The sequence below is a fragment of the Streptomyces sparsogenes subsp. cuspidosporus genome (genome assembly GCF_039532705.1).
Lineage (GTDB): Bacteria > Actinomycetota > Actinomycetes > Streptomycetales > Streptomycetaceae > Streptomyces > Streptomyces sparsogenes.
The window spans coordinates 146,529-167,691 of record NZ_BAAASD010000010.1 but is presented as its reverse complement, the minus strand read 5'-3'; the positions used below and the strand labels follow the sequence as shown (position 1 = coordinate 167,691).

Below are 21,163 nucleotides of genomic sequence, written 5' to 3'. Positions count from 1 at the left end.
AACCGATAGGATCCGCCTCATGCGCCGTTCCAAAATCGTCTGCACTCTGGGCCCCGCCGTCGACTCCTACGACCAGCTGAAGTCGCTGATCGAGGCCGGGATGAACGTGGCCCGATTCAACATGAGCCACGGAAGCCACACGGAGCACGAGGAGCGGTACCACCGCGTCCGCAAGGCCTCCGAGGAGACCGGGCACGCCGTCGGCGTGCTCGCCGACCTCCAGGGCCCGAAGATCCGGCTGGAGACCTTCGCCGACGGCCCGGTGGAGCTGGTGCGCGGTGACGAGTTCACCATCACCACCGAGGACGTGCCGGGCGACCGGACCATCTGCGGCACCACCTACAAGGGGCTGCCGGGGGATGTGTCCAAGGGCGACCAGATCCTGATCAACGACGGCAATGTCGAGCTGCGGGTCACCGCGGTCGAGGGCCCGCGGGTCAAGACGATCGTCATCGAGGGCGGCGTGATCTCCGACCACAAGGGGATCAACCTGCCCGGCGCCGCGGTCAACGTGCCCGCGCTGTCCGAGAAGGACATCGTGGACCTGAAGTTCGCGCTGGCCATGGGGTGCGACATGGTCGCGCTGTCCTTCGTCAGGGACGCGGCCGACGTCCGCGACGTGCACCGCGTCATGGACGAGGTGGGCCGCCGGGTGCCGGTGATCGCCAAGGTGGAGAAGCCGCAGGCGGTCGCCAACATGGAGGGGGTCGTCGCGGCCTTCGACGGTGTCATGGTGGCCCGTGGCGACCTGGCCGTCGAGTATCCGCTCGAGAAGGTCCCGATGGTGCAGAAGCGCCTGATCGAGCTGTGCCGCCGGAACGCCAAGCCGGTGATCGTCGCGACCCAGATGATGGAGTCGATGATCACCAACTCGCGGCCGACCCGCGCCGAGGCGTCCGACGTCGCCAACGCGATCCTGGACGGTGCCGACGCGGTCATGCTCTCCGCGGAGTCCTCCGTCGGCGCGTACCCGCTGGAGACGGTCAAGACGATGTCCCGCATCGTCCAGGCCGCCGAGCAGGAGCTGCTCTCGCGCGGCCTGCAGCCGCTGGTCCCGGGCAAGAAGCCGCGTACGCAGGGCGGCTCGGTCGCCCGCGCGGCCTGCGAGATCGCCGACTTCCTGGGCGCCCAGTCGCTGGTGGCCTTCACCAAGTCCGGCGACACCGCCCGCCGGCTGTCCCGCTACCGCGCCCAGCAGCCGATCCTCGCCTTCACCACGGACGTGGCCACCCGCAACCAGCTGACGCTCAGCTGGGGCGTCGAGTCCTTCGTGGTGCCGTACGTGGAGCACACCGACGCGATGGTGGACCTCGTGGACGCCGAGCTGTCCAAGCTGGGCCGCTACAGCGAGGGCGACACCATGATCATCACGGCCGGTTCGCCCCCCGGCGTCCCCGGCACCACCAACATGGTCCGGGTGCACCACCTGGGCGGCGAGCACGCCTGACGCGGCGCTGAAGGGGCGGCACACGCGCCGGTGGGCAGCCACCCCGACCGGGGTGGCTGCCCACCGGTGTCGCCCTCCACGGGTGCGGAGGGCCGTGCGGCTCCCGAACGGGTCCGTGTCCCGGGGTCATCCCCCGGTCTTGTAGAGATGCATGCCGGGGATCGTCAGGTCGCCGCCGAACTGCCCGGCCTGGGTGACCGTCACATCGGTGAAGAACACCTCGGGGAGGTTCAGCGGCGGCGGGCTCTTGGGGCTGAAGGTGATCGGGACGATGCCCAGGAGGTTGCCCGACAGCTCCTCGGTGTACATGGTGATCGGGCCGTTGTCGAAGGTGGAGGTGGAGCCCTCGCGCGCGGCCACGTGGGTGGTCGTCCCTCCGGCGCCGACCGTCAGCTGGTGCAGGTCCTTGATCTCAATGCCGCCGGCGGTGAACTTGAGGACCTTCTTGATCTGTCCGCTGTACGTCTTGACCTCGACGATGCCCTCGTAGTTCAGCCCGTGCAGGGTCAGCAGGGTGCTCTTGAGCGTCCAGGGCTCGTCGGGCAGCAGGCCGGCGGTGGGCTCGCCCTCGGCGTTCTCGTACGCCTCCGCGTCGTACGTCGGGCAGGGGAACGGCTCCTTGCCGTCGCCCGACCCGGACGCGGAGGGCGAGGGGGCGGTGGGGGTGGCCGTGGGCGTGGCCCCGTCGGCCTTGTCCTCGTCGGCCTTGTCCCCGGCGTCCTTCGCCGCGTCGCCGGCCTTGTCCTTGGCGTTGTCCGCGGCCTTGTCCGCCTTGTCGGCGGTGTCCTTCGCCGCGTCCCCGGCCTTGTCGGCGGTGTCGCCGACGGGGTCGGAGGGCTTGCTTGACGATCCGGTCGGCGAGCTCGACGGGGACGGGGTGGCGCTCGGCTCGGCCGTCCCCTCCTTGTCGCCGTCCTCGTCGCCGCCCCCGGTGAAGATGTCCTTGATCGCGTCGCCGAGGCCCAGCGGGTCGAGCGGGTTCTTGCTCTTGGTCTCGGAGGGGCTCGGCGAGGAGGTGGACTGCTCGGGCGTCTTGCCGTCCGCGTCGTCGCCCGTCTTGCCGCCCGAGGAGGCCGGGTCGGAGGTGGCCGAGGGGGTCGGCGTGGAGCCGGGCTCGTCGGCACCGTCCCCGCCCTTGCCCGCGGAATCCTTGTCCCCGGAGCCCTTGTCCTCGGAACCCTTGGACGCCTCGCCGGACTTGTCGGTGCTCTTGTCGCCCTTGTCGCCGGCCTTGCTGTCCTTGCTGTCCTTACTGTCCTTGCTGTCCTTGTCGGCCTCGTCGGTCTGGGTGACGCACGGCCCCGGCTTGTACCGGTCCTCGGCCGGGGAGGTCGCCTGGGCGAGTTGCGGGGTCAGCCCCATGCCCATCAGGACGGCCGTCGGCATGGCGGCGAGGGCTATCGCCTTGCCCGCGGGCATGTGGAAGCGGGTGAGCATCGACTTCTTGGGAGCCGCGTGGCGCGGTCCCGTTCTTGTCCGGCGCGGGCTCGCGGCGCCCGCGGCGTCCGCCTCGTCCTGTTCACCCCGCACGGTGCCTCCCATTCCTGGATTCCTGGTCCGGCGCGGCCCCCGCGGTGGCCGGCTCCGGCTCACCGCCGTCCGCGCCATCCGGGCCGGCCGCGCCGTCCTCACCGTCCGCGCCGCCGTCGGGCGCGGGCCCCGCGTCCTTCGCCGGCTGTGCCGCGGGCGCCTCGCCCGGCGCCCAGGCGACGCTCATCCCGCCGCCGAAGAGCGCGAGCAGGAAGCCCACCAGGAAGCCCCCGAAGTTGGAGACGGGGAGCGAGACGAGGCCCAGCAGGATGGTGGCGACTCCCGCGAAGACCCTTACGACGGGCTGGAACCACATGGTCAGGCCCAGCACGATCAGCAGGACGCCGATGATCAGCGAGCCGGATCCGGCGGTGGTGGACATCCGGACGGTCAGCTGACCCAAGGTGACGTTGGCATACGGCAGGTACCCGATCGGCAGCCCGGCCAGGAGCGTCAAAAGCCCTGCCCAGAACGGGCGCTGCCAGCGCCAATGCCTGAAACCCCTGCGCAGGCGGCTGATACGGTCACGCGCCCCCGGCGACTCGGCACTCAATGAAAACAGCTCCCTGGGGCCGGCGATCTGGACGATCGCGGTGTTCTGATGCGGTACTGATAGGCGCGGTGCTGCTGCCCCGACGCCGTTGAGCGATGCCGGGTGAGGGGCAGCTGACACGGCCCCCCACCCTGCTCAACGGGTCAGAAGCACTCGTTCTTGCCCTTGCTGACCTTCATGGAAAGGCCGGAGAGCTTGAACGTGCCCGCGCTGGTCGCCCATGCGGTCTGCTTGACATCGCTCAGCAGCGCCCTGTCGGCCTCCTGGGCGAACGAACCAGGGTCCTTCTTGTTGGTGTCGTTCTTGGGACCCTTGGTGGTGTCGCCGGCCGCCACACCGATGTTGATGCCCTTGAACACGGCGTCGGCATCGAGCTGGTCGAGGTCGATGAAGAGGTTCTTCGCCTCGACCTTCTCCTTGCCGTAGCCGGCCGTCAGCTTCAGCGAGACATCACCGAACAGCGGAACCGGGACCACCACCGACTGGCACAGCCCCGAGATCTTGGCGTTCTTGAACGCCGACACGGCGACGGGGACGCGCTTGCCCCCGTGCTGGGTGTCAAGGGTGCCGTACTGGACGAAACCCCTGCCATCGAGCTCGTCCACCCGCACCTTGAACTGCTGGCCGGACACGCTGAACGAGGCCGCGAGCGCACCCTGCGCGAGGGCGACACCGATCGCGGCCGTGGCAGCGACGCTCGGCACCATGACAACCGCGAATCGCTTCCATCTGGTCCCGCCACGAGCCTGGGACTCCATGACTTTCCTCCTTCTCGGACGTACATCTCCGGCTGGGGCCGAGACCCGAGCCTGGGATGGGAGAAGTGCTACGTCCTCGGGAAGGAGAGCGCCCACGTCTCACAGGCGCGAACCGCACCCGAAACACCGGCGATCACCCCCGAGCGACAACCACTGGCCACGCCTTCGCGCAACCTCCTGGACAGGCCCTGCCGGAAGGCAGAGACCCCCCTGTCCACGGCCGGCGCCACTGCCGCCGGCCTGCTCGGTGGGGACCCATCGCGCCGACCGCGCCGACCGGTTGCCGGGCTTGGAGGATGGACCGAGCTTGGCCGATCGTGGTCCATCGACGGGCGGGTGCACAAGGGGTTCGTTACCAGCGAGTAACGGGCGAATAACCGTACTGCGGCAGGCCGATAGAGGCCGGGCACTCAGGGTCGCCGTCACATGACCGGAAACGGGCGGTGATTTGCGGCATGACGGGACAAAAAACTGGCCCTTACTTACTGCCAGTTACAGCGACCGCGTTTACCAAGTTTTGGTAAAGCGCGGCCGCTTCGCTGTTTGAGGTGGCAGGCGTCAGAACAGTACGCGCGCCAGCGCGCCGCGCGCCGAGACCACCCGGGGGTCGTCCGCCCCGATCACCTCGAAGAGCTCCAGCAGGTGCAGGCGCGCGGTCTCGCGGTCCTGCCCGGCGGTGCGCCGCACGGTGTCGACCAAGCGCCCGAAGGCGTCCTCCACATGACCCCCCACCAGGTCCAGGTCCGCCGCCGCGATCTGCGCCGCCGGGTCGGCCGGATGGTCGGCCGCCGCCTTGCGCACCTGCTGCGCGTCCGCCCCCTGCACCCGGCTCAGCAGCTCGGCCTGCGCCAGGCCCAGCTTCGCCTCCGTGTTGCCCGGGTCGTCGGCCAGCACGTTCTTGTACGCCTGCACCGCGCCGCCGAGGTCACCGGCGTCCAGGGCCTCATGGGCCGCCGCGAGCGCGCTGTCGTACGGGGTGGCCGGCTGCGGCGCGGCCGGCTGACCGCCCTCGGCGTCCGCGTCCTGCACCGGGGCGCCCACGATGCCGAACTGCTGCTCGGCCGCCTGGATCAGCTGGTCCAGCACCTGCCGGACCTGCGCCTCGGGCGCCGCGCCCTGGAAGAGGGGCACCGGCTGGCCCGCGACGACCGCGAACACGGCGGGGATGCCCTGCACCCCGAACTGCTGGAAGAGCATCTGGTTGGCGTCGACGTCGATCTTCGCCAGGACGAACCGGCCCGCGTACTCCCCCGCCAGCCGCTCGAGGACCGGACCGAGCTGCTTGCACGGCTCGCACCACTCGGCCCAGAAGTCGATGACGACCGGTACTTCGGTGGAGCGCTGCAGGACGTCCTGCTGGAAACCCGCCTCGTCGACGTCGAAGACCAGACGGGTGGGCGCCGCCGTGCCCTTGCGGGCCGCCTCGGCCCGCGCCCTCTCCGCCTTCTGCTTCGCTTCTCCGGCCGCCTTCACCGCGGCGAGGTCGACCACTCCACTCATGGACATGTTCCGTGGCTGCATGGTCCTATCCTCCCCTCTTCTCGCGGCGAATGGAAAAGCGCACACCCTTACGCTACGAGTCGTAGCGTAACTGGAAGTACCCCGCGAGTTCCAGGGGGCCCGGGCCCCGTCCGGGTAGGGTCACCGGCATGAGCCCGCCAGCGCGGCGCACCGGCCGCCCCCGCAGTGCCGAGGCCGACCGCGCCATTCTCGGTGCGACGAGGGCCGCCCTGGTCGAGCTCGGCTGGTCCAAGCTGACGATGGGCGATGTCGCGGCCCGGGCCGGTGTGGCCAAGACCACCCTCTACCGCCGCTGGGCGAACAAGAGCGAGCTGGTGGTGGACGCGGTGGCGGCGCTCCTCGACGAGCAGCTCGAACTGCCCGACCTGGGGTCGCTGCGCGCCGACGTGGAGGAGACCGTGCTGCGGTTCGCCGCGCTGCTGGAGCGGCCGGAGGCCAGGACCTCGCTCATGGCCGTGGTCGCCGAGGCCACCCACGACGAGGCGCTGCGGGAGCGGATCCGCACCACGATCGTCGACCGGCAGAAGCGGCTGGTACTACTCGGCCGCGAGCGGGCCCAGGCCCGCGGCGAGCTGCCGCGGGAGACCGACCCCGCCGCGGCGGCCCGCACCGCGGACCTGATCTTCGATGTGATCGCCGGCGCGGTGGTGCACCGGACGCTGGTGAGCGCCGACGCCGTCGACGCGCCCTGGGCCCGCGACTTCGCGGAGCTGCTGCTCAGCGGGTTCGCCGCGGCGGCCGACCGGGGCTGCCCCGCCTCGGCCGACCGGCCCGGGGCGGCTCAGAAGCCGGCGGGCTCCGTGTAGCTGCCCCACTCCTCGCGGAGCACGCCGCAGATTTCCCCGAGGGTGGCCTCCGCCCGGACCGCCTCCAGCATCGGCTCGATCATGTTGGAGCCGTCGCGGGCGGCGGCCAGCATGGCCTTCAGCGCGGCGGTCACCCGCGCGTCGTCGCGGGCCTCCTTGCGGGCGGCGAGCACCCGCACCTGCTCGCGCTCGACCTCGTGGCTGACCCGCAGGATCTCCAGGTCGCCGGTCACCGAGCCCTCGTGGCAGTTGACGCCGACGACCTTCTTGTCGCCCTTCTCCAGCGCCCGCTGGTACTGGAAGGCCGACTCGGCGATCTCGCCGGTGAACCAGCCGTCCTCGATGCCGCGCAGGATGCCGGAGGTGATCGGCCCGATGGGGTGCTGCCCGTCCGGCACCGCCCGGCGGCCGCGCTCCTTGATCTGCTCGAAGATCCTCTCGGCGTCGGCCTCGATGCGGTCGGTCAGCGCCTCGACGTACCAGGAACCGCCCAGCGGGTCGGCCACGTTCAGGATGCCGGTCTCCTCCATCAGCACCTGCTGGGTGCGCAGGGCGATCTCGGCGGCCTGCTCGCTGGGCAGCGCGAGCGTCTCGTCCAGGGCGTTGGTGTGCAGCGAGTTGGTGCCGCCGAGCACCGCGGACAGGGCCTCCACGGCGGTGCGCACGACGTTGTTGTACGGCTGCTGGGCGGTGAGCGAGACCCCGGCGGTCTGGGTGTGGAAGCGCAGCCACTGCGCCTTCTCGGTCTTCGCCCCGTACACATCGCGCATCCAGCGGGCCCAGATGCGGCGGGCCGCGCGGAACTTGGCGATCTCCTCGAAGAAATCGATGTGCGCGTCGAAGAAGAAGGAGAGGCCGGGTGCGAAGGTGTCGATGTCGAGACCGCGGGAGAGCCCCAGCTCGACGTAGCCGAAGCCGTCGGCGAGGGTGTAGGCGAGCTCCTGCGCGGCCGTGGCCCCGGCCTCGCGGATGTGGTAGCCGGAGACCGACAGCGGCTTGTACGCGGGGATGCCGCGCGCGCAGTGCTCCATCAGGTCGCCGATCAGGCGCAGATGGGGCTCGGGCTGGAAGAGCCACTCCTTCTGGGCGATGTACTCCTTGAAGATGTCCGTCTGGAGCGTGCCGTTCAGCACGGAGGTGTCGACGCCCTGGCGCTCGGCGGCGACCAGGTACATGCAGAAGACGGGGACGGCGGGGCCGCTGATCGTCATGGAGGTGGTGACGTCGCCGAGCGGGATGTCCCTGAAGAGGATCTCCATGTCGGCGGCGGAGTCGATGGCGACGCCGCAGTGGCCGACCTCGCCCAGCGAGCGCGGGTCGTCGGAGTCGCGGCCCATCAGCGTCGGCATGTCGAAGGCCACCGACAGGCCGCCGCCGCCCGCCCTGAGGATCATCTTGTAGCGCTCGTTGGTCTGCTCGGCGTTTCCGAACCCGGCGAACTGGCGGATGGTCCAGGCGCGGCCGCGGTAGCCGGTCGAGTACAGCCCTCGGGTGAAGGGGAACTCACCGGGCCAGCCGATGCGCTCGAAGCCCGCGACGCTGTCGCCCGGGGCCGGCCCGTAGACCGGATCCACGGGGTCCCCGGACAACGTGGTGAAGTCGGCCTCGCGCTTCCGCGCCGCGTCGTACCGGGCCTGCCAGCGCTGGCGGCCCGCCTCAATGCCTTCGGCGTCCATGGCTTCAAATTTACTAGGACGTCAAACTATTTGTCGACGCGACACGGGCCACACCGGCCGCCCCGCTGCTCCGAACGGGCGCGCGCCCCGTCCGGAGTCCGGACGGGGCGCGCGCTGTGATGCGGAGCGGTGGGGGCGGGGCGGGCCGGTCAGGCCTTGGCGGGCTCCGGCTCGGCGCCGCTGACCAGCGGCTCGATCTCGGCCACGACCTTGCGCTCGACGAAGAAGACCGCCGTGGGGACGGTGCCGGCGAGCAGCACCCAGGCCAGCTTGCCGAAGGGCCACTTCGCCTTGGAGCCCAGGTCGAAGGCGAAGACCAGGTAGAGGACGTACAGCCAGCCGTGCGCGATACCGACGATGCTGACGAAGCCGGACGCGCCGTCCACGTCCAGCAGGTACTTGGCGATCACGCCGAGCGTGAGCAGGATCAGCAGGACGCCCGTGACATAGGCCATGGTCCGGTAGCGCGTCAATACGCTTCGCTTCATGACGTCGAGCGTAACCGCCCGTTCCGGGGCGATCTTCGCCACCCCCCGCCCGTGTTACTCGGCGTCGAAGTCGCCCGCGGCGACGCGCAGCGGCCGCAGCACCTCGAAGATGCGCGAGCAGTCCTCGGCGTCGTACACGCCCAGGCCGAAGTCCATCGCCATCAGGTCGCGGGTGGCCGACTCGACCACCTCGCGGCCCCGGTCGGTGATCGAGGCCAGCGTCCCGCGGCCGTCGTTCGGGTTCGGGCGCTTGGCCACCAGACCGGACCTGACCAGGCGGTCCACGGTGTTGGTCACCGAGGTGGGGTGGACCATCAGCCGCTCGCCGATCTTGGACATCGTCAGCTCGCCGGACTGGGAGAAGGTGAGCAGCACCAGCGCCTCGTAGCGGGCGAAGGTCAGCCCGTACGGCTTGACCACCGCGTCGACCTGGCCGAGCAGGATCTGCTGGGCCCGCATGATCGAGGTGATCGCGGCCATCGAGGGGACGGACCCCCACCGTCGCTTCCACAGTTCGTCTGCGCGGGCGATGGGGTCGAAGGAGAGGCTGAGCGGCTTGGGCACGTACCCGACCCTACCGGCCGGTCACATCATGGTCAGCCCAGTCTCACGTTTCGGTCGGCCCCGCCCCGCCGCGCCGCACCCGAGCCACCACCAGCAGGGAGCCGACCGTGCCGCACACCCCCGCCCCGGCGACCACCAGGTGCACCGGCGCCAGCTCGGCGGCCGCGCCCGCCACCGCCATGCCCAGGCCCTGCGCGGTCATCAGCCCCGCCGCCATCACCGTCAGCGCCCGTCCCCGCAGCTCCTCCGGCACGGCCGCCACGAACCACTGGTCGAGCCCCAGGCCGTAGGACATGCCGAAGCCCGTGGCCACCTGGAGCGCCAGCGCCCAGCCGAAGGAGGGCTCGAAGACGTACCCCAGGGACGGCAGCATGCACACCACCGCCACCACCAGGGTCAGCCGGGCCCGGCCGGCCGGGCCGAGCAGCGTGCCCGCCAGGGTCTCGCTGACGATCGCGCCGACCGGCATCCCGCACATCAGCAGCCCGAGCCCGGTCGAGTCGAAGCCCAGCCGGTCGGAGTACGGGGTCAGCAGCGCCTCCGACATCACCACGAACGTGGGCGGCACCCAGCTGAGCAGGAACAGGATCCGGATCCGGGGCACGGCGAACAGCTGCCGCATGCCGCGCAGCGAGTCGCCGAGCAGCGCGCCGCGCCGGCCGTCCGCGCGGGCCGGGCGGCGGCGGGTGCCCAGGCGCAGCACCAGCGCCGAGCCCACGAACGAGGCCGCCGTGATCGCGAGCACCGCGCGCGGCGAGACCGCGGTCAGCAGCAGCCCGCCCGCGGCGAAGCCGGCGAGCTGAGCGCCCTGCGCGCTGAGCCGGATGACCGACCGGCCCAGTACGAACAGATCGCCCTCCCCCAGGATGTCGCTGAGCGTCGCGGCCCGCGTGCCGGTGAAGACGGGGGAGATCGCGGCGGGCACGCAGCGCAGCGCCAGCAGCAGCCAGACGGGCGCGCCCGGCACCACCATCGTGGCCACGCAGGCGGCGCTGGCCAGGTCGCACACGACGAGGACGCGGCGGGCCGGGTAGCGGTCGGCCACGGCGGACAGCAGGGTGCCGCCGACCACGTACGGCAGCAGGGCGAAGGCGAAGGCCAGGGCGGACAGCAGCGGGGAGCCGGTGGCCCGGTAGACCAGGACGGACAGCGCGATACCGCAGACCACCTCGCCGAGCATCGACATCACATGCGCGACGAACACGGCCCGGAACTCGCGCACCGCGAACACGGCGAGGTAGCCGACGCCTCCCGGGAGGGGTTCCGTGGGGGCGGGCACCCCGGCGCCCTCGGCCGCGGGCTCGGGTCGGGAGGCGTCTGCGGCAGGGCGCGGCGAGGTGGGGTCCGTCGTCCCGGACCCGGAAGGCGTTGGCATGGCCGCAGCGTGCCCCGGCGGCCTGGGAAGCTCTAGTGTTTCGGCCCGAGACGAATCTTGAAGCGAACCACGGACCTTGAGACGAACCTTGAGGCGCGCCTCAAGACGAACCATGAGGGGCATCCCGACGAAGGGGGGAGACATGCCGCTGCGCATGAGCTTCGGGACGGACGACTTACTGCGCTGCCGGTTCGCCATCTCCCCGCTGGGCCAGACCCACGAGGCGGTACGGACGCTGCTGCGCCCCGAGCGGTACCCCTACCACCTGCCGTGGCTGCGCCGGGTCCGCCCGGCCGTGGCCGGGCTCGACCTCTCCCTGTTCGCGCTGTTCATCCCGATCCGCGGCTACACCCCCGACTTCCTGGGGCCGCCGCCGGAGGTGCCGTATCCCTCGGTCGAGGAGGAGCTGGCGCGGCTGCGGGCCACCGAGCCGGCGGCCGCCCGCCGGGAGATGGTGCGGTCCATGGCCTTCACGCCGGGGGCGGCCGAGTCCCCGGCCGGGCGGGCGCTGCTGGACGACCCGGCGCGGGCGGTGCGGCGGCTCGCGGATCTGACCGAGCGGATCTGGCACGCGCTGCTCGCCCCGGACTGGCCCCGGGTGCGCGCCCTGCTGGAGGCCGATGTGGCCTACCGCGCCCGGCAGCTCGCCGACGGGGGTCTGGAGCGGCTCTTCGCCGATCTGCGCCCGGTGGTGGACTGGTCCGAGGGGCGGCTGACGGTCAGCACCCGGGGCGAGGACCCGGAGGTGCAGCCGCTGGACGGCCGGGGCCTGCTGCTGATGCCGAGCGTCTTCGTCTGGCCGGACGTGGTGAGCGGCTTCGCCCCGCCGTGGCAGCCGACGGTGATCTACCCGGCGCGGGGGGTGGGCAGGCTCTGGCAGGAGCCCGTCGAGCGCGCGGCGGACGCGCTCGTACGGCTCCTCGGCGCCAACCGCGCGGCCGTCCTCAGCGGCCTGGAGGAGCCCGCCTCCACGACGGCGCTGGCCCAGCGGCTGGGCCTGGCGCCGTCGTCGGTCTCGGCGCACCTGGCGGTGCTGCGCTCGGCCGGCCTGCTGACGTCGCGCCGCGACGGCCACCGGGTGCTGTACGAGCGCACGCCGCTGGGCACGGCGCTGCTGGAGGGGGACGTGGCGTAGGGCCGGCCGCCGGAAGGCGGCCGGCCCTGGCGGGGCTCAGCCCGCCAGGTGCCGCTCGACCGTCTCGACCTTCGAGGTGAGCCCGTCCGTCACGCCCGGCCGGATGTCCGCCTTGAGGACCACGGACACCCGCGGCGCCCGTGCCTCGACGGCCGCGACCGCGCGCTTGACGACGTCCATGACCTCGTCCCACTCGCCCTCGACGGAGGTGAACATCGCGTCCGTGCGGTTGGGCAGGCCGGACTCGCGCACCACCCGCACCGCGTCGGCGACGTACTCCCCCACGTCCTCGCCGACGCCGAGCGGGGTCACGGAGAAGGCGACGATCATGCGTTGACCACGCCTTCCCGGCGGGCGCGGGCGGCGATCACGCTGGCCTCGGCCTCCCGCTTGAGCATGCGCTCGGCGAAGAAGCCGCCGGTCGGCAGCACCGAGAGCACGAAGTAGAGCGCGGCGGTCTTGCGGTCCCACTGGGCGCGCTTCCAGGCGTCCAGCCAGAAGACCACGTACAGGATGAACAGGACGCCGTGCACCAGGCCCATCACCGGGACGGCGTTGAAGTCGGTCGTGCGCTTGAGCACCGAGCAGACGAGCAGCAGCAGGAAGGAGACGGCCTCGGGAGCGGAGACCAGGCGGAGCCTCCGCAGGGCGGTGGCGGTCTTGAAGTCCACGGGAGCAGCAACCTTAGGAGAGAGGACGGCCGGATGACACGGGCGAGAGCTTGTGAAGCGATGCACAAGCTCCCCTGGCATTGTCGCAGCCCCGAACCCGATCACCGCGCCGGGGTCCGGCTGTCCCTGTTCCGCGTCGTTCGGTCCCGATAACGTCGGATCCGTGGCTCAGTTTCGGCTCCAGGGGAGCAAGGTGCTCGCCGTCGACATGACCGGCGATTCCGTGAAGGCCAAGAACGGCTCGATGGTCGCGTACGAGGGGGAGATGTCCTTCAAGAAGAAAACCGGCGGCGGGGACGGTCTGCGCGGGATGGTGACCCGGCGGCTCACCGGCGAGCAGATGGCGATCATGGAGGTCAAGGGGCACGGCACCTGCTACTTCGCCGACCGGGCGAGCGAGGTCAACCTGGTGTCGCTGCACGGCGAGACGCTGTACGTGGAGGCCAGCAATCTGCTGTGCGTCGACGCCGCGCTGCGCACCGGGACCTCCTTCACCGGGCTGCGTGGTTCGGCGCAGGGCAACGGCCTGTTCACCACCACCGTCGAGGGCACCGGCCAGGCGGCGGTCCTCTCCGACGGCACGGCGGTGGTACTGCGCGTCACCCCCGAGCTGCCGCTGCAGGTGGACCCGGGCGCGTACATCGCCCATACGGGCAAGCTCAAGCAGCACTTCCAGTCCGGGGTGAACTTCCGCACGTTCATAGGCGAGAGTTCGGGCGAGGCGTTCCAGATCCGCTTCGAGGGCGAGGGACTGGTGTACGTACAGCCGAGCGAGCGCAACACGATCGGTGGGGACCTCTGATGCCCTTCAACGTCTTGAACTCGCGGATGGTCGAGGCGCAGGTGCAGCCCGGCCAGACGCTCTTCAGCCAGCGCGGCGCGATGCTGGCCTACCGGGGCGAGGTGCGGTTCACGCCCAGCATCACCGGCGGGCAGCGCGGGGTGATGGGCATGATCGGCCGCCGGGTCGCGGGCGAGGCGACCCCGCTGATGACCGTCGAGGGCAGCGGCACGGTGATGTTCGGCCACGGCGGCCACCATGTCGAGGTGATCCATCTGTCCGGCGAGACGCTCTACGTCGAGGCGGACCGGCTGCTGGCCTTCGACGGGTCGCTGCGCCAGGGCACGATGTTCATGGGCTCGCAGGGCGGGGTGATGGGCATCGTGCGCGGACAGGTCACCGGCCAGGGGCTCTTCACGACGACGCTGGAGGGGCACGGCTCGGCGGCGGTCATGGCGCACGGCGGGGTGATCCAGCTGCCGATCACCCCCGGGCGCCCGGTCCACGTCGACCCGCAGGCCTATGTCGCCCACCGCGGGGACGTGCGCAACAAGCTCTCGGCCGCGCTCGGCTGGCGCGAGATGGTCGGCCGCGGCTCGGGGGAGGCGTTCCAGCTGGAGCTCTCGGGCAGCGGCACGGTGTATGTCCAGGCATCGGAGGAGAAGCTTTGAACGGCCCCGTCATCCACGACGCGTACACCCTTCCGGCCGACGACAACATCAACCCGTACGCCTTCAGCGTGGAGCTGAACGGCCAGTGGTTCCTCCAGAAAGGGAAGATGATCGCCTACTACGGGCAGATCGACTTCCAGGGCGTGGGCCTGGGCCGGCTGGACCGCCTGATCGCGCACAGCTTCCACTCCCCGCTGCACGCGGCCGACTGGGTGGTGGCCGAGGGGCGGGGCAAGATGGTGCTCGCGGACCGGGCCTTCGACGTCAACTCCTACGACCTCGACGACGGCAACCTCACCATCCGGTCCGGCAATCTGCTGGCGTTCCAGCCGTCGCTGTCCCTCAAGCAGTCGATCGTCCCGGGGTTCCTGACCCTCATCGGCACCGGCAAGTTCGTCGCGGCCTCCAACGGCCCGGTGGTCTTCATGGAGCCGCCGATCCGGGTGGACCCGCAGGCCCTCGTCGGCTGGGCGGACTGCCCGACGCCCAATCACCACTACGATCACGAGTATCTGCGCGGCTTCCTCGGCGGGGTCCGCGCGCACACCGGTATCGGGGGCACCTCGGGCGAGGAGCACCAGTTCGAGTTCGTCGGCGCGGGGACGGTGCTGCTCCAGTCGACGGAGGAACTCATCGCCGAGGTGGAGACGGGGCACACCGGGGGTACCGGTTCGTGAGCGCGAGCATGCGGAGTGTAACGTCGAACAGGTGACCTCACATCCATTGGTTCGAAATTCAACTTCTACAGGTAGAATACTTCCCATGGAGACCGAGAACGGCACGCGCTGGCTCAGCGACGAGGAACAACGCGCCTGGCGGATTCACCTGGACGTCAGCAGGCTGCTGACCTACCAGCTCGAACGAGACCTCCAGCCGTTCGGACTGACGATGAACGACTACGAGATCCTGGTCAACCTCTCGGAGTCGGAAGGCCACCGGATGCGCATGAGCGACCTCGCCGCCGCCACGCTGCAGTCCAAGAGCCGCCTCTCCCACCAGATCACCCGGATGGAGAACGCCGGACTGGTCCGCCGCGAGAACTGCGAGTCGGACCGGCGCGGGCTCTACGCGGTGCTGACCGAAGACGGCTGGGAGACCATGCGCAAGGTCGCGCCGCACCACGTCGAGTCGGTGCGCAAGCACTTCATCGACCTGCTCAGCCCGGAGGCCCTCGAGGCCGTCCACGACTCCCTGACCCCGATCGCCGACCACCTGCGCGCCCAGCGCGGCCGCGTCTAGGCACCCCGGACCGACCGGGTCTCAGCCGGCCCGGACCGGAGCGGACCGCGCGGCCCGGGGCAACCGCACCTCGAACAGCGCACCCCCGCGCGGCGCGTCCCGCACGCCCAGGCGCCCGCCGTGCCGCAGCACCACGTCGCGCGCGATGGCGAGGCCGAGCCCGGCCCCGCCATCGTCGCGGCTGCGCGCGTCGTCGAGCCGTACGAACCGCTCGAAGACCCGCTCCCGCTCCCCCTCGGGCACCCCGCTCCCGTCGTCGGCGACCTCCACGACCCCCCAGTCGCCCTCCTCCCGCACCGTCACGCGCACCTCCTCGCGGGCGTGCCGCTGCGCGTTGTCCACCAGGTTCCCCAGCACCCGCGCCAGCTGCCCGCGCGACCCCGCGACCTCCACCGGCCCCAGCTCGCACCGCACCGCCACCCGGTCCCCCACCCGCTGCGCCAGCTCCTCGCGCACCAGCTCGGCCAGCGCCACCCGCGCCCCCGAGGGCCGCTCCCCGGCGTCCAACCGGGCCAGCAGCAGCAGATCGCCCGCCAGCCGCTGCAGCCGCACCACGTCCGCCACGGCGCCGTCCACGTCCAGCAGCTCCGGATGGGCCGCGCCCACCTCCAGCTGGGTGCGCAGCGAGGCGATGGGGCTGCGCAGCTCGTGGGACGCGTCGGCGACGAACGCCCGCTGCCGCTCCACGGCCGCCTCCAGCGCCGCGAGCGTCTCGTTCGTCGTCCGGGCCAGCCGGGCCACCTCGTCCCGCGAGGCGGGCACCGGCACCCGCCGGGTCAGGTCCGTACTGGCCGTTATGGCGGCCATCTCCCGGCGGATCCCCTCCACCGGCCGCAGGGCGCGCCGGGTCACCAGCCAGGTCACCGCCGCCACCACCGCCAACAGCAGGGGCAGTCCGAGCAGCATCGCGTCCCGCACCGATCCGACCGTCCCGGTGGCGAGCGGGGCGCCCGCGTACACCGTGACGGACTCCTCCGCCGGGGTGACCACCCGCACCGCGGCCCACTGGTAGTCCGCTTCGTCCCCGTCCACCCGGGCGGTGCCCTCGGTGAACCGGGGTTCCTCGGTCGACACGCTCCCGGGGTCGTCCTCGTCCTCCACCTCGACGCGCACCGGCACCACCGAACGGCTCCCCGCCCCCGTCACGGCCTCCAGGTCGTCGCTCACCGCCCGCACCCGGCCCTGCCGGTCCACGATCTGCACCGGGTCCTCGCCCAGCCCCAGCCCGCCGAACCGCACCCCGGCCGCGACCTTCGAGGCCACCGAGCGCGCCCGCACCTCGGATTGCAGCCTGGCCTGCTCCGACAGATTCGCCCGCAGCACCCCCAGCACCGCCACCCCCGCCGCGACCAGCGCCACCGCGACCACGAGCGTCGCCCCCACCGCGGCCCGCGCCCGCACCGAAGCCCTACGCACGGGACCCCACCAGCCGGTATCCGGCCCCCCGTACGGTCTCGATGACGCCCGCCCCGAGCTTCCGCCGCAGCGCGCTCACATACACCTCGACGATGTTGGGGTCGCCCTCGTACGCGAAGTCCCACACGTGCTCGAGGATCTCCGCCTTCGAGACGACCTCCCCCGGCCGCACCACCAGCTGCTCCAGCACGGAGAACTCCTTGGCGGTCAGCGCGGCCTCGCTCCCGTCCCGCTCGACCCGGCGGGCTCCGCGGTCCACCACCAGGTCCCCGACCCGCACCACCGGCGAGGCGCCCTGCCCCCGGCGGCGCAGCAGCGCCCGTACGCGCGCGAGCAGCACCACGTACGAGAACGGCTTGGTCAGGTAGTCGTCGGCGCCCGTGTCGAGCCCCTCGGCCTCGTCGTACTCCCCGTCCTTCGCCGTCAGCATCAGGATCGGCACCTCGCACCCCGCGGCCCGCAGCGCGGCACACACCCGGTAGCCGTTCATCCCCGGCAGCATGATGTCGAGGACGACCAGGTCGTACGCCCCCTCCTGGGCCCGGTGCAGCCCCTCGCGCCCGTCGTGCGCCACGTCCACGGCGAAGCCCTCCGCCATGAGCCCCTTGGCCAGCGACAACGCGAGCCGACGCTCGTCCTCCACGATCAGCAAACGCATGGGGAAAGCCTCGCAGAGACAACCTGAAGATCCCTTCAGGTGACTTCAGCCTGGCTTCAGCCGCCCCCCGGCACTGTGGTTCACGTCAACACAACCGGGGAGGAACCCACATGAAGCGCATCACCGTCATCGCCGCCCTCGCCGCCGCGGCCCTGACCGCCGGCGCCGCCACCACGGTCGCCACGGCCTCCGGCACCCCGGCCTCCGGGACCACGGCGGCCGGCACCACGACGGCCCGCACCACGGCCGCCGGCGGCCCGGCGGCCTCGCAGTCGTCCTCGCTCGCCCAGGCGGGCCGGGCGGCGCTGAAGGCCGTGCCGGGCGCCGTGGCCTCCATCGAGCGCGACGACGAGCGGCCCGGCTGGGAGGTGGACGTCCTCGGCAAGGACGGCACGTGGCACGAGGTCACGGTGCACGGCGACGGCCGGGTGAGCCAGAAGATCGACAGGGACGGGGAGGACGACGTGGACCGCACCCTCCTGCGGACCGCGAGGTTCGACGCCGTCGAGGCGGCCGCCCGGGCCGGGTCCGGGGTGACCTCGGTGGAGCTGGAGGGCAAGGTCTGGGAGGTGGAACGCTCGGGCAAGGCCCATGACGTGCACGTGAACCCGACCACGGGCACGGTCACCGCGGCCCACGAGGACGACGACGACCACGAGGACGACGACTGACGCCGGCCGGATATGGCGGCCGGACCTGGCGTCGGGCCCGCGTGATGTACTGCGCGGATGACCGAATACGACGTGCTGCGCGTCTTCTGCGGGCCCGACGGCCGCCATGGCAACAGGCTCGGCGTCATACGCCACGGCGCGGCCGTCCCGGGGACGGCCGCGCGTCAGGCCGTGGCGCGCAAGCTGGGATTCAGCGAGACCGTGTTCGTCGACGACCCCGAGCGCGGCGCGATCGACATCTACACGCCGACGCTGCGGCTGCCGTTCGCCGGGCACCCGTGCGTGGGCACGGCCTGGCTGCTCGACGTGCCCGAACTGGTCACCCCCGCGGGTGTGGTGGGCGCGCGGCTCGAAGGGGAGTTCAACTGGATCGAGGCGCGCCCCGAGTGGGCGCCGCCGCGCACCCTGCGGCGCCACGGCTCGGCCGCCGAGGTGGACGCCCTGCCCGTACCGCCGCCGGGCGAGTGGATCTACGCCTGGGCCTGGGAGGAGGAGGCGGCCGGCCGCATCAGGGCCCGCGCCTTCCCCGGCCGCGGCGACGGCATCGACGAGGACGAGGCGACGGGCGCGGCGGCGCTGCTGCTGACGGCCCACCTCGGCCGCGCCCTGAACATCGCGCAGGGGCGCGGCTCACAGATCCTGACGGCGCCGGGGCCGGACGGTCTGATCGACGTCGGAGGCCGCGTACGGCTGGAGGCCACGGAGCGGCTGTAGCCGCGGGACGGGGGGAGCGGGCCGGGGTGCGCGCCCCCGGCGGAGCACCAGACCGCAGCCCCCGGCCCCAGGCCTCGGTCACAGACCACCCGCCCGCGGCACCCGGTCACACAGCACCCGGCCGCAGCCCCCGGCCTCCGGACTCGGCCGCAGCACCAGACCTCAGCCCCGGCCGCAGCCCCCGGCCGCGGCACCCGGTCACAGACCACCCGGCGCAGCACCCGGTCACACAGCACCCGGCCTCAGCCGGCGGAGGTGACCCCCTCCACCAGCTCGTCCGCCGCCGCGTAGGGGTCCAGCTCCCCCGCCAGGACCCGCTCGGCCAGCGCCCCGAGCCGCCGGTCGCCGTGGAGGTCCCCGATCCGGGCCCGCAGGGCCGTCACGGCGATGGTCTCGACCTCGCCCGCCGCGCGCCGCAGCCGCCGCTCGGCCAGCACCCCGCGCTCCTCCATCCACGCCCGGTGCTTCTCCAGGGCCTCGACCACCTCGTCGACGCCCTCGCCCCGGGCCGCGACCGTCTTCACGATCGGCGGCCGCCAGTCCCCGGGGGCGCGGGCCTCGCCGAGGCCCAGCATGTGCCCCAGCTCGCGGACCGTCGCGTCGGCGCCGTCCCGGTCGGCCTTGTTGACCACGTACACGTCGCCGATCTCCAGGATCCCGGCCTTGGCCGCCTGGATGCCGTCGCCCATGCCGGGCGCGAGCATCACCACGCTGGTGTCGGCCTGGGCGGCGATCTCGACCTCGGACTGCCCGACGCCGACGGTCTCGACCAGCACCACCTCGCACCCGGCGGCGTCCAGCACCCGGATCGCCTGCGGGGCGGCCCAGGCCAGGCCGCCCAGGTGCCCGCGGGTGGCCATGGAGCGGATGTAGACGCCGGGGTCGGAGGCGTGCTCGGACATCCGCACCCGGTCCCCGAGGAGCGCCCCGCCCGAGAAGGGTGAGGAGGGGTCCACGGCGAGGACCCCGACCCGCTTCCCGGCCTTGCGGTACGCGGTGACCAGCGCGGAGGTCGACGTGGACTTGCCGACGCCCGGGGAACCGGTCACCCCGACCACGTACGCGCCTCCCGCCAGCGGAGCGAGCGCTGCCATGACCTCGCGCAGTTGCGGTGAGTCGCCCTCGATCAGCGAGATCAGCCTGGCCACCGCGCGCGGCCGCCCCTCCCGCGCCTGCTCCACCAGCGTGGGCACATCAGCCATCGCCGCTCCGCTCCCTTCTGCGTTGCTTATCGGGTTGCCTGCCGGGTCACTTACCGGGTCACTTACCGGGCACCCGAATGATCAGCGCGTCCCCCTGCCCGCCGCCGCCGCACAGCGCCGCGGCGCCCACCCCGCCGCCCCGCCGCCGCAGCTCCAGGGCGAGGTGGAGCACGATGCGGGCGCCGGACATCCCGATCGGGTGACCGAGAGCGATCGCACCGCCATTCACATTCACCTTTTCGGAGGAAACCCCAAGATCCTTCATTGACTGGACCGCGACCGCCGCGAACGCCTCGTTGATCTCGATCAGGTCAAGATCCGAGACCTCGAGGCCCTCCTTCTTCAGCGCGTGGGCGATCGCGTTGGAGGGCTGCGACTGAAGGGAGTTGTCGGGCCCGGCCACATTCCCGTGGGCCCCGATCTCCGCGATCCACTCCAGGCCCAGCTCCTCCGCCTTGGCCTTGCTCATCACGACCACGGCGGCGGCCCCGTCCGAGATCGGCGAGGAGCTGCCCGCCGTGATCGTCCCGTCCTTGGTGAAGGCGGGCCGCAGCTTGGCGAGCGTCTCGACGGTGGTCTCGGGGCGGATGCCCTCGTCCTTGCCGATGACGACGGGCTCGCCCTTGCGCTGCGGGATCTCGACCGGGGTGATCTCGGCGTCGAAGATCCCGTTCTTCTGGGCCGCGGCGGCCCGCTGGTGGGAGAGCGCGGCGAACTCGTCCTGCTCGGGCCGCTGGATGCCCAGCCGGGTGTTGTGCTTCTCGGTCGACTCGCCCATGGCGATGCCCTCGAACGAGTCGGTCAGCCCGTCGTGGGCCATCGCGTCGAGCATCTGGATCGCGCCGTACTTGTGGCCCTCGCGGGACTTGGGCAGCAGGTGGGGGGCGTTGGTCATGGACTCCTGGCCGCCCGCGACCACGATGTCGAACTCACCGGCCCGGATCAGCTGGTCGGCCAGGGCGATGGCGTCGAGCCCGGACAGGCAGACCTTGTTGATCGTCAGCGCGGGCACCCGCATCGGAATGCCCGCCTTCACGGCCGCCTGCCGGGCGGGGATCTGCCCGGCACCCGCCTGGAGCACCTGCCCCATGATCACGTACTCCACCTGGTCGCCGCCGATACCGGCCCGCTCCAGCGCCGCCTTGATCGCGAATCCGCCGAGGTCCACCCCGGAGAAGGACCGCAGGCCGCCCAGCAGTCGCCCCATCGGCGTACGCGCGCCGGCCACGATCACAGATGTCCGAGTCATGGTGCGTCCTCCAGAGAAGAGGGAAGTTAACGAGGGTT

At 72.0% G+C, this 21,163-nt stretch carries 23 protein-coding genes; 9 read left to right on the top strand and 14 right to left on the bottom strand.

Annotated elements, in window-relative coordinates:
* Positions 1-19: 19 nt before the first annotated feature.
* Complete coding sequence (gene pyk / locus ABFY07_RS15320; RefSeq protein ID WP_346175024.1) at positions 20-1,447, top strand: pyruvate kinase; 1,428 nt, start codon at positions 20-22, stop codon at positions 1,445-1,447.
* A 126-nt stretch (positions 1,448-1,573) separates the two neighbouring features.
* Here pyk and ABFY07_RS15315 read toward each other — a convergent pair whose 3' ends face one another.
* From ABFY07_RS15315 to ABFY07_RS15300, 4 genes are all read right to left on the bottom strand, one after another.
* A complete protein-coding gene (locus ABFY07_RS15315; RefSeq protein ID WP_346175023.1) occupies positions 1,574-2,989 on the bottom strand; it encodes a hydrogenase expression protein HypF in 1,416 nt (471 codons plus the stop codon).
* Positions 2,967-3,530, bottom strand: a complete 564-nt coding sequence (locus ABFY07_RS15310; protein WP_346175022.1) for a DUF6114 domain-containing protein — start codon at positions 3,528-3,530, stop codon at positions 2,967-2,969. The genes ABFY07_RS15315 and ABFY07_RS15310 overlap by 23 nt, the downstream gene beginning before the upstream one ends.
* 143 nt (positions 3,531-3,673) lie before the next feature.
* Positions 3,674-4,288 carry a DUF6230 family protein gene (locus tag ABFY07_RS15305; RefSeq protein ID WP_346175021.1) on the bottom strand — a complete coding sequence of 205 codons (615 nt, stop codon included), beginning with the start codon at positions 4,286-4,288 and terminating at the stop codon, positions 3,674-3,676.
* A gap of 558 nt (positions 4,289-4,846) precedes the next feature.
* On the bottom strand, positions 4,847-5,809 hold the full coding sequence (locus tag ABFY07_RS15300) for a tetratricopeptide repeat protein (RefSeq protein ID WP_346175020.1): 963 nt from the start codon (positions 5,807-5,809) through the stop codon (positions 4,847-4,849).
* 128 nt (positions 5,810-5,937) lie between these two features.
* On the opposite strand from ABFY07_RS15300, the gene ABFY07_RS15295 reads away from it, so the two are divergent.
* On the top strand, positions 5,938-6,615 hold the full coding sequence (locus ABFY07_RS15295) for a TetR/AcrR family transcriptional regulator (protein ID WP_346175019.1): 678 nt from the start codon (positions 5,938-5,940) through the stop codon (positions 6,613-6,615).
* Here the strand turns inward: ABFY07_RS15295 and ABFY07_RS15290 are convergent.
* The 4 genes from ABFY07_RS15290 to ABFY07_RS15275 all read right to left on the bottom strand — a co-directional run bounded on the left by ABFY07_RS15290 (position 6,591) and on the right by ABFY07_RS15275 (position 10,718).
* Positions 6,591-8,291: a coenzyme B12-dependent isobutyryl-CoA mutase large subunit gene (locus tag ABFY07_RS15290; RefSeq protein WP_346175018.1), complete on the bottom strand. Its 1,701-nt coding sequence runs from the start codon at positions 8,289-8,291 to the stop codon at positions 6,591-6,593. The two genes, ABFY07_RS15295 and ABFY07_RS15290, sit on opposite strands and share 25 nt — an antisense overlap.
* Positions 8,292-8,440: 149 nt before the next feature.
* Positions 8,441-8,779 (bottom strand): DUF3817 domain-containing protein, encoded by a 339-nt coding sequence (locus ABFY07_RS15285; protein WP_065964792.1) that lies wholly within the window; start codon positions 8,777-8,779, stop codon positions 8,441-8,443.
* Positions 8,780-8,833: 54 nt separating this feature from the next.
* Entirely contained in the window at positions 8,834-9,343 is a 510-nt protein-coding gene (locus ABFY07_RS15280) for a MarR family transcriptional regulator (protein ID WP_346175017.1), read from the bottom strand.
* A gap of 43 nt (positions 9,344-9,386) precedes the next feature.
* Positions 9,387-10,718: an MFS transporter gene (locus ABFY07_RS15275; protein WP_346175016.1), complete on the bottom strand. Its 1,332-nt coding sequence runs from the start codon at positions 10,716-10,718 to the stop codon at positions 9,387-9,389.
* Between the two features lie 142 nt (positions 10,719-10,860).
* Here ABFY07_RS15275 and ABFY07_RS15270 point away from each other — a divergent pair, with 142 nt between their 5' ends.
* On the top strand, positions 10,861-11,853 hold the full coding sequence (locus ABFY07_RS15270; protein ID WP_346175015.1) for an ArsR/SmtB family transcription factor: 993 nt from the start codon (positions 10,861-10,863) through the stop codon (positions 11,851-11,853).
* Positions 11,854-11,889: 36 nt separating this feature from the next.
* On the opposite strand, the gene ABFY07_RS15265 is transcribed toward ABFY07_RS15270, so the two are convergent.
* Positions 11,890-12,183, bottom strand: coding sequence for an MTH1187 family thiamine-binding protein (locus ABFY07_RS15265; protein ID WP_065964694.1), 294 nt, complete (start codon positions 12,181-12,183; stop codon positions 11,890-11,892).
* The gene (locus tag ABFY07_RS15260) at positions 12,180-12,524 is read right to left on the bottom strand and encodes a DUF3817 domain-containing protein (RefSeq protein WP_346175014.1); all 345 of its coding nucleotides are present in this window, start codon (positions 12,522-12,524) and stop codon (positions 12,180-12,182) included. The genes ABFY07_RS15265 and ABFY07_RS15260 overlap by 4 nt, the downstream gene beginning before the upstream one ends.
* A gap of 163 nt (positions 12,525-12,687) precedes the next feature.
* On the opposite strand from ABFY07_RS15260, the gene ABFY07_RS15255 reads away from it, so the two are divergent.
* The 4 genes from ABFY07_RS15255 (at position 12,688) to ABFY07_RS15240 (ending at position 15,215) form a co-directional block, all read left to right on the top strand.
* Positions 12,688-13,326, top strand: coding sequence for an AIM24 family protein (locus ABFY07_RS15255; protein WP_346175013.1), 639 nt, complete (start codon positions 12,688-12,690; stop codon positions 13,324-13,326).
* The gene (locus tag ABFY07_RS15250; RefSeq protein ID WP_065964686.1) at positions 13,326-13,976 is read left to right on the top strand and encodes an AIM24 family protein; all 651 of its coding nucleotides are present in this window, start codon (positions 13,326-13,328) and stop codon (positions 13,974-13,976) included. Before ABFY07_RS15255 ends, ABFY07_RS15250 begins: the two co-directional genes overlap by 1 nt.
* Complete coding sequence (locus ABFY07_RS15245) at positions 13,973-14,653, top strand: AIM24 family protein (protein ID WP_346175012.1); 681 nt, start codon at positions 13,973-13,975, stop codon at positions 14,651-14,653. Before ABFY07_RS15250 ends, ABFY07_RS15245 begins: the two co-directional genes overlap by 4 nt.
* A gap of 85 nt (positions 14,654-14,738) precedes the next feature.
* On the top strand, positions 14,739-15,215 hold the full coding sequence (locus ABFY07_RS15240; RefSeq protein ID WP_065964680.1) for a MarR family winged helix-turn-helix transcriptional regulator: 477 nt from the start codon (positions 14,739-14,741) through the stop codon (positions 15,213-15,215).
* A gap of 21 nt (positions 15,216-15,236) precedes the next feature.
* On the opposite strand, the gene ABFY07_RS15235 is transcribed toward ABFY07_RS15240, so the two are convergent.
* Positions 15,237-16,631 carry a sensor histidine kinase gene (locus tag ABFY07_RS15235; protein WP_346175011.1) on the bottom strand — a complete coding sequence of 465 codons (1,395 nt, stop codon included), beginning with the start codon at positions 16,629-16,631 and terminating at the stop codon, positions 15,237-15,239.
* Positions 16,624-17,289, bottom strand: a complete 666-nt coding sequence (locus ABFY07_RS15230) for a response regulator transcription factor (protein ID WP_065964668.1) — start codon at positions 17,287-17,289, stop codon at positions 16,624-16,626. The genes ABFY07_RS15235 and ABFY07_RS15230 overlap by 8 nt, the downstream gene beginning before the upstream one ends.
* Before the next feature lie 110 nt (positions 17,290-17,399).
* Between ABFY07_RS15230 and ABFY07_RS15225 the strand changes: the two genes are divergently transcribed.
* A complete protein-coding gene (locus tag ABFY07_RS15225) occupies positions 17,400-17,960 on the top strand; it encodes a PepSY domain-containing protein (protein ID WP_346175010.1) in 561 nt (186 codons plus the stop codon).
* A gap of 57 nt (positions 17,961-18,017) precedes the next feature.
* A complete protein-coding gene (locus ABFY07_RS15220; RefSeq protein WP_346175009.1) occupies positions 18,018-18,674 on the top strand; it encodes a PhzF family phenazine biosynthesis protein in 657 nt (218 codons plus the stop codon).
* 242 nt (positions 18,675-18,916) lie between these two features.
* Here the strand turns inward: ABFY07_RS15220 and meaB are convergent, their stop codons facing one another.
* On the bottom strand, positions 18,917-19,876 hold the full coding sequence (gene meaB / locus ABFY07_RS15215) for a methylmalonyl Co-A mutase-associated GTPase MeaB (protein ID WP_065964660.1): 960 nt from the start codon (positions 19,874-19,876) through the stop codon (positions 18,917-18,919).
* Between the two features lie 58 nt (positions 19,877-19,934).
* Complete coding sequence (locus tag ABFY07_RS15210) at positions 19,935-21,125, bottom strand: acetyl-CoA C-acetyltransferase (RefSeq protein ID WP_346175008.1); 1,191 nt, start codon at positions 21,123-21,125, stop codon at positions 19,935-19,937.
* Positions 21,126-21,163 lie beyond the last annotated feature (38 nt).